Origin of the sequence: Microbacterium sp. H6, assembly GCF_003314775.1 — a bacterium.
GTDB classification, from domain to species: Bacteria; Actinomycetota; Actinomycetes; order Actinomycetales; family Microbacteriaceae; genus Microbacterium; species Microbacterium oxydans.
In genome coordinates this window covers 13,106-20,954 of sequence record NZ_QOAY01000191.1, presented here as the reverse complement: position 1 = coordinate 20,954, position 7,849 = coordinate 13,106, and the positions used below count along the sequence as shown (strand labels likewise).

The following is a 7,849-nucleotide window of genomic DNA, read 5'->3' as shown; positions in this document are numbered from 1 at the left end:
GGGGAGTGCAGCGCTACGGTGAGGCCGTGATCCGCCAGGTGCTCGGCGCGACGTTCGTGCGCGAAGAGCCCTACGAGCCCCCGACGAGGTTCTCCTGATGTATGACGGCATCGTCCAAGAGTTGATCGACGAGTTCGGACGGCTTCCCGGTATCGGGCCCAAGTCCGCCCAGCGCATTGCATTCCATATCCTGCAGACGCCGACGTTCGATGTCGCGCGTCTCGCCGAGCTGCTCGGCGAGATCCGTACCCGCGTGCGGTTCTGCGAGGTCTGTGGCAACGTCGCCGAGCAGGAGCGCTGCGCCATCTGCCGCGATCCGCGCCGCAGTCAGGCGCTGATCTGCGTGGTCGAAGACGCGAAAGACGTCGCGGCGATCGAGCGCACCAGGGAGTTCCGCGGGCTCTACCACGTGCTCGGCGGAGCGATCAGCCCCATCGCCGGCATCGGTCCGGACGATCTGCGCATCGCCCAGCTGATGACACGCCTCGCCGACGGCACGGTGCAGGAGGTCATCCTCGCCACCAACCCGAACCTCGAGGGGGAGGCGACCGCGAGCTACCTCAGCCGTCTGCTCACGACGATGCAGATCACGGTCTCCCGCCTCGCTTCCGGGCTGCCCGTCGGCGGAGACCTCGAGTACGCCGACGAGGTCACCCTCGGTCGTGCCTTCGAGGGCCGGCGCATCCTGTGAGCCCGAACGCGGGCTTCTCGCGGCGCGGCTGGCTCCTCTTCGGGGCCATGGCGCTGCTGTGGGGAGTGCCGTATCTGTTCATCAGCGTCGCGGTCGAGTCGTTCTCCCCGCCGGCGATCGTGGCGGGGCGCACTCTCATCGCGGCTCTCCTGCTGCTGCCCTTCGCGATCCGCAGCGGAGCGCTGCGAGCCGCTCTGAAGCACTGGCCCTGGGTGCTCGCCTTCGGTGCCGTCGAGATGGCAGGGCCTTTCGTGCTGCTCGGGCATGCCGAGATGACGCTGCCCTCGGGCATGACCGGTCTGCTCGTGGCGACGGTGCCGCTGTTCGCCGCCCTGATCGCCCTGGGCGGCGGTGACCGCGGAGTGCTGAGGCCCGCCCGCGGCATCGGACTGCTGGTCGGCTTCGTCGGCGTGGCGGTCGTCGTCGCCGGTCCTGGACTCTTCGGCGGCGAGGTCAGCCTTCTCGCCGCTGGTGAGGTGCTCCTGGTCGCCGTGCTGTACGCGATCGCGCCGTTCATCGTGGCGCGCAAGCTCAACGACGTCCCCTCGCTCGGCACCATCACCCTGTCCCTGCTGATGATCGGGATCTTCTATCTGCCGATCGGAGCGCTCACCCAGCACGAGGTGCCCACGCTGCCGTCGATCGCCGCGCTTCTCGCACTCGCAGTGATCTGCACGGCGGTGGCGTTCCTGGCGTTCTTCGCGCTCATCCGTGAGGTCGGACCGGTGCGCGCCCCGCTGTTCACCTACGTGAATCCGGTGGTCGCGATCATCCTCGGTGCCATCGTCCTCGCCGAACCCCTGACTCCCGGTCTGCTGCTCGGCTTCCCGCTGATCATCGTCGGATGCTGGTTCGCTGCCACCGGCGGCCGCCTCCGTCCGGTCTCGCCCCAGGCGCTCCCGCCCTCGCTCTGACGCCTGCTCGCCGCGCACCCGGCAGGCGTCACATGCGCGGCGGGGCATACGCGCCGATCGTAGAATGAGCGTGGGCGGATCCGCCCATCATCCCAGGGAGTGATCGTGGCCCTCATCGTGCAGAAGTACGGCGGCTCATCCGTCGCCGACGCAGAGAGCATCAAGCGCGTCGCCAAGCGCATCGTCGACACGCGTCGCGCAGGACACGACGTCGTGGTCGCCGTGAGCGCCATGGGCGACACCACCGACGAGCTGCTCGACCTCGCGAACGAGGTCGCACCGATCCCTGCTCCGCGCGAGCTGGACATGCTGCTCTCCAGCGGAGAGCGCATCTCGATGGCGCTGCTGGCCATGGCGATCCACTCGATGGGCTTCGAGGCGCGCTCCTTCACCGGCAGCCAGGCGGGCATGATCACCGACTCGCAGCACGGTGCCGCCCGCATCGTCGACGTGACGCCGGTGCGCCTGCGTGAAGCCCTCGACGAAGGGGCGATCGTGATCGTGGCCGGGTTCCAGGGCTTCAACCGCGACACCCGCGACATCACGACCCTCGGTCGTGGAGGATCCGACACCACCGCCGTCGCGCTCGCCGCCGCGCTCGACGCCGACGTGTGCGAGATCTACAGCGACGTCGACGGCATCTTCACCGCCGATCCGCGTGTGATCCCGAAGGCGCAGAAGCTCGACCACGTCTCGAGCGAGGAGATGCTCGAGCTCGCAGCCAACGGGGCCAAGGTGTTGTACATCCGCGCCGTCGAGTACGCACGCCGCCACGGGGTCCTCATTCACGCCCGGTCGACCTTCTCGTCGTCCGAGGGCACGTACGTTCTGGGCGAGGGCATGAAGAACCCTCGCGAAGCCGAGGGAGCAGTCATGGAAGAACCGATCGTCGCCGGCGTCGCCACCGACTTCAGCCAGGCCAAGATCACGGTCGCGGGCGTGCCCGACGTGCCGGGCAAGGCCGCCGAGATCTTCAAGATCGTCGCGAAGTCGGGCGCCAACGTCGACATGATCGTGCAGAACGTGTCGGCGACCGGACGCACCGACATCTCCTTCACTGTGCCGAAGGCGGATGCCGCCGGTGCCCTCAAGGCCCTCGCGGGGGAGCAGACCGAGGTCGGGTTCCAGAACCTGATCCACGACGACCAGATCGGCAAGCTCTCGGTCGTCGGGGCGGGCATGCGCACGCACTCGGGCGTCTCCGCGACGCTCTTCGAGGCGCTCTCCGCCGGAGGAATCAACATCGAGATGATCTCGACCTCCGAGATCCGCATCTCCGTGGTGCTCCGCGACACCGACCTCACCGAGGCCGCTCGCACCGTGCACACCGCCTATGGGCTCGACGGCGACGCCGAGGCCACGGTCCACGCCGGCACCGGCCGCTGATCTCTGCCGTTCCCCCTCGTTTTCCTGCCGACGACTCGAGTGCGGGGAGCGGAGAGCCGGCACTCCTTCCGGTCGCGGTAGACTCACCGCAACCCTGACACCGGCGCCAGGCGCAGCCTCAGCACCCCGACGCCGCGCCCGAAGCCTCGTACGCAGTACCGCACGACGCCAAGGAACATCATGACCCGCATCTCCGATTCAGGACTCTCCGTCGCCATCGTCGGCGCCACCGGCCAGGTGGGCACCGTGATGCGCGAGATTCTCGCCGAGCGGTCGTTCCCGATCCGCGATCTGCGGCTGTTCTCGTCCGCGCGCTCTGCCGGCACGGCGATCGAGTTCGGCGGCGCCACCGTCATCGTGGAAGACGTCGAGAGCGCGGACGCTGCGGGGATCGATATCGCCCTGTTCTCGGCCGGTGCCACGGCGAGCCGTGCCTACGCACCCCGATTCGCCGCAGCCGGCGCCGTGGTCGTCGACAACTCCAGCGCCTGGCGCATGGACCCCGAGGTGCCGCTCGTGGTCAGCGAGGTCAACCCGCACGCGATCGACGAGCGCCCCAAGGGCATCATCGCGAACCCGAACTGCACCACGATGGCCGCGATGCCCGTGCTGAAGGCGCTGCACGCGGAGGCCGGTCTCGAGCGTCTGATCGTCTCCACCTACCAGGCCGTCTCCGGGTCCGGTCTCGCCGGTGCCCAGGAGCTCCTCGGTCAGGTCGAGGGAGTGCTGGCCCAGGGCGACACCCTGCGCCTCGTGCACGACGGATCCGCGGTCGACTTCCCCGAGCCGGAGAAGTACATCGCGCCCATCGCGTTCGATGTCATCCCGTTCGCCGGCAACCTCGTCGAGGATGGCGACAACGAGACGGACGAGGAGAAGAAGCTCCGCAACGAGAGCCGCAAGATCCTCGAACTCCCCGATCTTCGCGTCGCCGGCACCTGCGTGCGCGTACCGGTCTTCACCGGGCACTCGCTGTCGATCAACGTCGAGTTCGCCGACGACATCACGCCCGAGCGTGCACGCGAGGTCTTGAGCGCTGCGCCCGGCGTCGTGCTCGACGAGGTGCCGACGCCGCTGCAGGCTGCGGGGCAGGACCCGAGCTTCGTGGGTCGCATCCGTGCCGACCAGTCCGCCCCCGAGGGCAAGGGGCTCGTGCTGTTCCTCAGCAACGACAACCTGCGCAAGGGTGCCGCGCTGAACGCGGTGCAGATCGCCGAGATCCTGGCCGAGCGCCTGGCGGTCATAGCCTGACGGCATCCCCGTCATGTGGAAGCGGTCTGGTGGAACCCGCCGCATGGTCGGCGGCAGCGCGCCCGCGAACTAGACTGGCTCGGTGACTGAAAACGTCGATGTCGTCCTGATCGGCGGTGGCATCATGAGCGCCACCCTGGGTACTCTCCTGCACGAGCTGCAGCCGGAGTGGAAGATCGTCGCCTTCGAGCGACTCTCCGAGGTGGCTCAGGAGAGCTCCAACCCGTGGAACAACGCCGGCACGGGCCACGCCGCCCTGTGCGAGCTGAACTACATGCCCCAGCAGGGCGACGCTCCCCTCGACCCCGCCAAGGCGGTGTCGATCAACGAGCAGTTCCAGCAGAGCCGTCAGTTCTGGTCGTCTCTGGTGGAGCGGGGCGTGCTCGACGAGCCGTCGACCTTCATCAACGCGACACCGCACATGACGTTCGTGCGGGGCGAGAAGGACGTCGCCTACCTCAAGAACCGCTACGAGGTGCTGAAGAAGCAACCGCTGTTCGCGGGCATCGAGTACAGCGAGGACTCTCGCGTCATCAACAAGTGGGCGCCGCTGCTCATGCAGCAGCGGCGCAAGGGCGAGCCCTTCGCTGCGACGCGTGTGCCCGCCGGTACCGATGTCGACTTCGGCTCCCTCACGCACCAGCTCTTCGACCACCTGACCGACGCTGGCGTGTCGTTGCGCACGAATCACGAGGTGCGCAGCCTGAAGAAGCAGAAGGACGGAACCTGGCTGGTCAAGTACCGCAACAGCATCGGTCACACCCCGAGCGAGGTCAGGGCCCGCTTCGTGTTCGTCGGTGCGGGTGGCTGGGCGCTCAAGCTGCTGCAGAATTCCGGCATCCCCGAGATCAAGGGCTACGGCGTCTTCCCGATCGGCGGGCAGTTCCTCAAGACCACGAACCCGACCATCGTCGCTCAGCACAAGGCGAAGGTGTACTCGCAGGCGTCGGTCGGCGCTCCGCCCATGTCGGTCCCGCACCTCGACACCCGTGTCGTCGATGGCGAGGCCTCGCTCATGTTCGGACCGTTCGCGACCTTCAGCCCGAAGTTCCTGAAGAACGGCTCGATGCTCGACATCGTCACCCAGGTGCGTGCGCACAATCTGCTGCCGATGCTGCAGGTCGCGGTGAAGAACCCCGACCTCATCACGTATCTCGTGAGCGAGCTGCTGAAGAACCACGCCAAGAAGGTCGACAGCCTCCGCACCTTCATGCCCACGGCCAAGGATGAGGACTGGACCCTCATCGATGCCGGTCAGCGCGCCCAGGTGATGAAGAAGGACCCGAAGAAGGGTGGCATCCTGCAGTTCGGCACCGAGGTCGTCGCGGCGGCCGACGGTTCCATCGCGGGCCTGCTGGGGGCGTCGCCCGGAGCATCCACCGCCGTCCCGATCATGCTCGACCTGCTCAAGAAGTGCTTCCCGGCCGAGTACCCGGGGTGGGAGCCGGAGCTGCGTGCCCTGATCCCCACATTCGGTGAGAAGCTGAACGAGAACCCGGAGCTCGCTGAGAAGTCGACCGAAGCCACGGCAGCCGTCCTCGGCATCAACGTCTGAGATCGTCCCGTGGCGAAGCTCTACTTCCGCTACGGCGCGATGAACTCGGGCAAGTCGACCGCTCTGCTGCAGGCTGCCTACAACTACGAGGAGCGTGGGCAGCGGGTGCTGCTCGCGAAGCCGGCGATCGATACCAAGGGCGCGTCCGAGATCGAGAGTCGGCTGGGCGTCACACGCCGGGTCGACTTCCTCATCGCCCCCGACGACGATGCACGAAGGGTGTTCGCGAAGCATCGTGAGCGCATGCAGCATGCGGCCGACGACGAGCTGCTTCCCGAAGGCCCGCGCGACGTCGCGTGCCTGCTGATCGACGAGGCGCAGTTCCTCACCCCGACTCAGGTCGACGATCTCTTCCGTATCGCCGTCGTCGACGGCATCCCGGTGATCGCCTACGGCATCCGGAACGACTTCCTCACGCACGCCTTTCCCGGTTCCGCGCGCCTGCTCGCGATCGCGCACTCGCTGGAGGAGCTCAAGACCATCTGCCGGTGCGGACGGAAGGCCGTGTTCAATGGCCGCGTCGTGGGCGGGCGCTTCGTGTTCGACGGCGACCAGGTCGCCATCGACGAGGGCGCGACCGGGTCGGCGTCGCCCGAGCTGACCACTTACGAGTCGCTGTGCGGCACCTGCTATCTCGAGGAATCCGGCGGACGCCTGGGCTGAGCCCGCCGCCCTCCACCCGCGCCCGGCGCAGCGGGTGTGTCGGCGACCCTGTTTGCGTGGTCTGACCACACGCGATACTCTGTGGTCAGACCACAGGAGGATCGATGGCGGACCAGCCGGCACGCGCTTGGCGCCTCGTGCTCGAGCACATCGAACGCGACCTGCTCGACGCGCGCCTCGGCCCAGGTGACCGACTGCCGTCCGAGCGGGATCTCGCCACCGAGCTCGGCGTCGGGCGCTCGAGCGTCCGTGAGGCGTTCCGCGTGCTCGAGGTGATGGGGCTCATCCGCACCGCGACCGGTTCCGGCCCGCAGTCGGGGGCCATCGTGATCGCGACGCCCACGGGAGGCATGTCAGCGCTGCTGAGGCTTCAGGTCGCGGCGCAGGGGTTCCCCCTCGACGATGTCGTGCGGACTCGTCTGGTGCTCGAGGATGCGGTGGTGGTGGCGATGGCCGGCGCACCGGAGCGTGACACGAGCCGCGCGCGGGAACTGCTCGCCGCGATGGACGAACCCCTGCTCTCGCCATCGGAGTTCCTCGCCCTCGACGCTCAGCTGCACCTCTCGCTCGCCGAGGCCAGCGGCAACACGGTCATCGCCGCGATGATGGCTGGCCTGCGTTCCTCGATCGAGTCCTACGTGCAGGCGGGCGTCGCCACCATCCCGGACTGGGAGGCGATGTCGGCCCGGCTCCGTGCCGAGCACCGCGCGCTGGTCGCCGCGATCGATGCCGGCGACGTGGATGCCGCGCGGTCCCTGATCCACACGCACATCACCGGCTACTACACGTCCACGGGCCTCACCCGTGAGATTCACCCCCAGATCTGAGAGGCACATCATGGTGCAGCGCCAGTTCCCCAACCCCGCCGAACTCCTCGAGCTGATGAAGTTCAAGAAGCCGGAGCTCGACGGCCGCAAGCGACGGCTGGAGGGGGCCCTCACCATCGACGACCTGCGCCTGATCGCCAAGCGACGCACGCCCAAGGCGGCCTTCGACTACACCGACGGAGCCGCGGAGGGCGAGCTGTCCCTCACCCGGGCCCGTCAGGCTTTCCGGGACGTGGAGTTCCATCCCGGCATCCTGCGTCCGGCTCCCACGGTCGACACGACCGTCGAGATCCTCGGCGGTCCGTCCGCTCTGCCTTTCGGGATCGCGCCCACCGGCTTCACGCGCCTGATGCAGACCGAGGGGGAGACCGCCGGTGCCGGAGCTGCCGCGGCCGCCGGCATCCCGTTCACGCTCTCCACGCTCGGCACCACCTCGATCGAGGGTGTCAAGGCTGCCAACCCGCAGGGGCGCAACTGGTTCCAGCTCTACGTCATGCGCGACCGCGAGATCTCCTACGAACTCACCCGTCGTGCGGCGGCGGCGGGCTTCGACACCCTCCAG

At 68.1% G+C, this 7,849-nt stretch carries 8 protein-coding genes; all 8 read left to right on the top strand.

Annotated features, from left to right (window positions below):
- The first annotated feature begins 97 nt into the window (after window positions 1–97).
- Window positions 98–691, top strand: coding sequence for a recombination mediator RecR (gene recR / locus DSP71_RS12585; protein ID WP_046747905.1), 594 nt, complete (start codon window positions 98–100; stop codon window positions 689–691).
- Window positions 688–1,605, top strand: coding sequence for a DMT family transporter (locus DSP71_RS12580; RefSeq protein ID WP_113681260.1), 918 nt, complete (start codon window positions 688–690; stop codon window positions 1,603–1,605). Before recR ends, DSP71_RS12580 begins: the two co-directional genes overlap by 4 nt.
- Before the next feature lie 105 nt (window positions 1,606–1,710).
- Entirely contained in the window at window positions 1,711–2,991 is a 1,281-nt protein-coding gene (locus DSP71_RS12575) for an aspartate kinase (RefSeq protein ID WP_046747949.1), read from the top strand.
- 180 nt (window positions 2,992–3,171) lie between these two features.
- Complete coding sequence (locus tag DSP71_RS12570) at window positions 3,172–4,242, top strand: aspartate-semialdehyde dehydrogenase (protein WP_113681259.1); 1,071 nt, start codon at window positions 3,172–3,174, stop codon at window positions 4,240–4,242.
- Between the two features lie 82 nt (window positions 4,243–4,324).
- Window positions 4,325–5,797 carry a malate:quinone oxidoreductase gene (locus tag DSP71_RS12565; protein ID WP_046747908.1) on the top strand — a complete coding sequence of 491 codons (1,473 nt, stop codon included), beginning with the start codon at window positions 4,325–4,327 and terminating at the stop codon, window positions 5,795–5,797.
- Between the two features lie 9 nt (window positions 5,798–5,806).
- Window positions 5,807–6,460, top strand: a complete 654-nt coding sequence (locus DSP71_RS12560; RefSeq protein WP_058632094.1) for a thymidine kinase — start codon at window positions 5,807–5,809, stop codon at window positions 6,458–6,460.
- 104 nt (window positions 6,461–6,564) lie between these two features.
- Window positions 6,565–7,287 carry a FadR/GntR family transcriptional regulator gene (locus DSP71_RS12555; RefSeq protein ID WP_046747910.1) on the top strand — a complete coding sequence of 241 codons (723 nt, stop codon included), beginning with the start codon at window positions 6,565–6,567 and terminating at the stop codon, window positions 7,285–7,287.
- A gap of 10 nt (window positions 7,288–7,297) precedes the next feature.
- Window positions 7,298–7,849, top strand: a 552-nt coding sequence (locus tag DSP71_RS23765) for an alpha-hydroxy-acid oxidizing protein (RefSeq protein ID WP_258546424.1), incomplete at its 3' end; no start/stop codon positions are given.

What these genes read in the sequence shown, in the direction of transcription:
- recR (WP_046747905.1), top strand. Translation starts at nt 98, where the DNA reads ATGTATGACGGCATCGTCCAAGAGTTGATCGACGAGTTCGGACGGCTT.
- DSP71_RS12570 (WP_113681259.1), top strand. Translation starts at nt 3,172, where the DNA reads ATGACCCGCATCTCCGATTCAGGACTCTCCGTCGCCATCGTCGGCGCC.
- DSP71_RS12555 (WP_046747910.1), top strand. Translation starts at nt 6,565, where the DNA reads ATGGCGGACCAGCCGGCACGCGCTTGGCGCCTCGTGCTCGAGCACATC.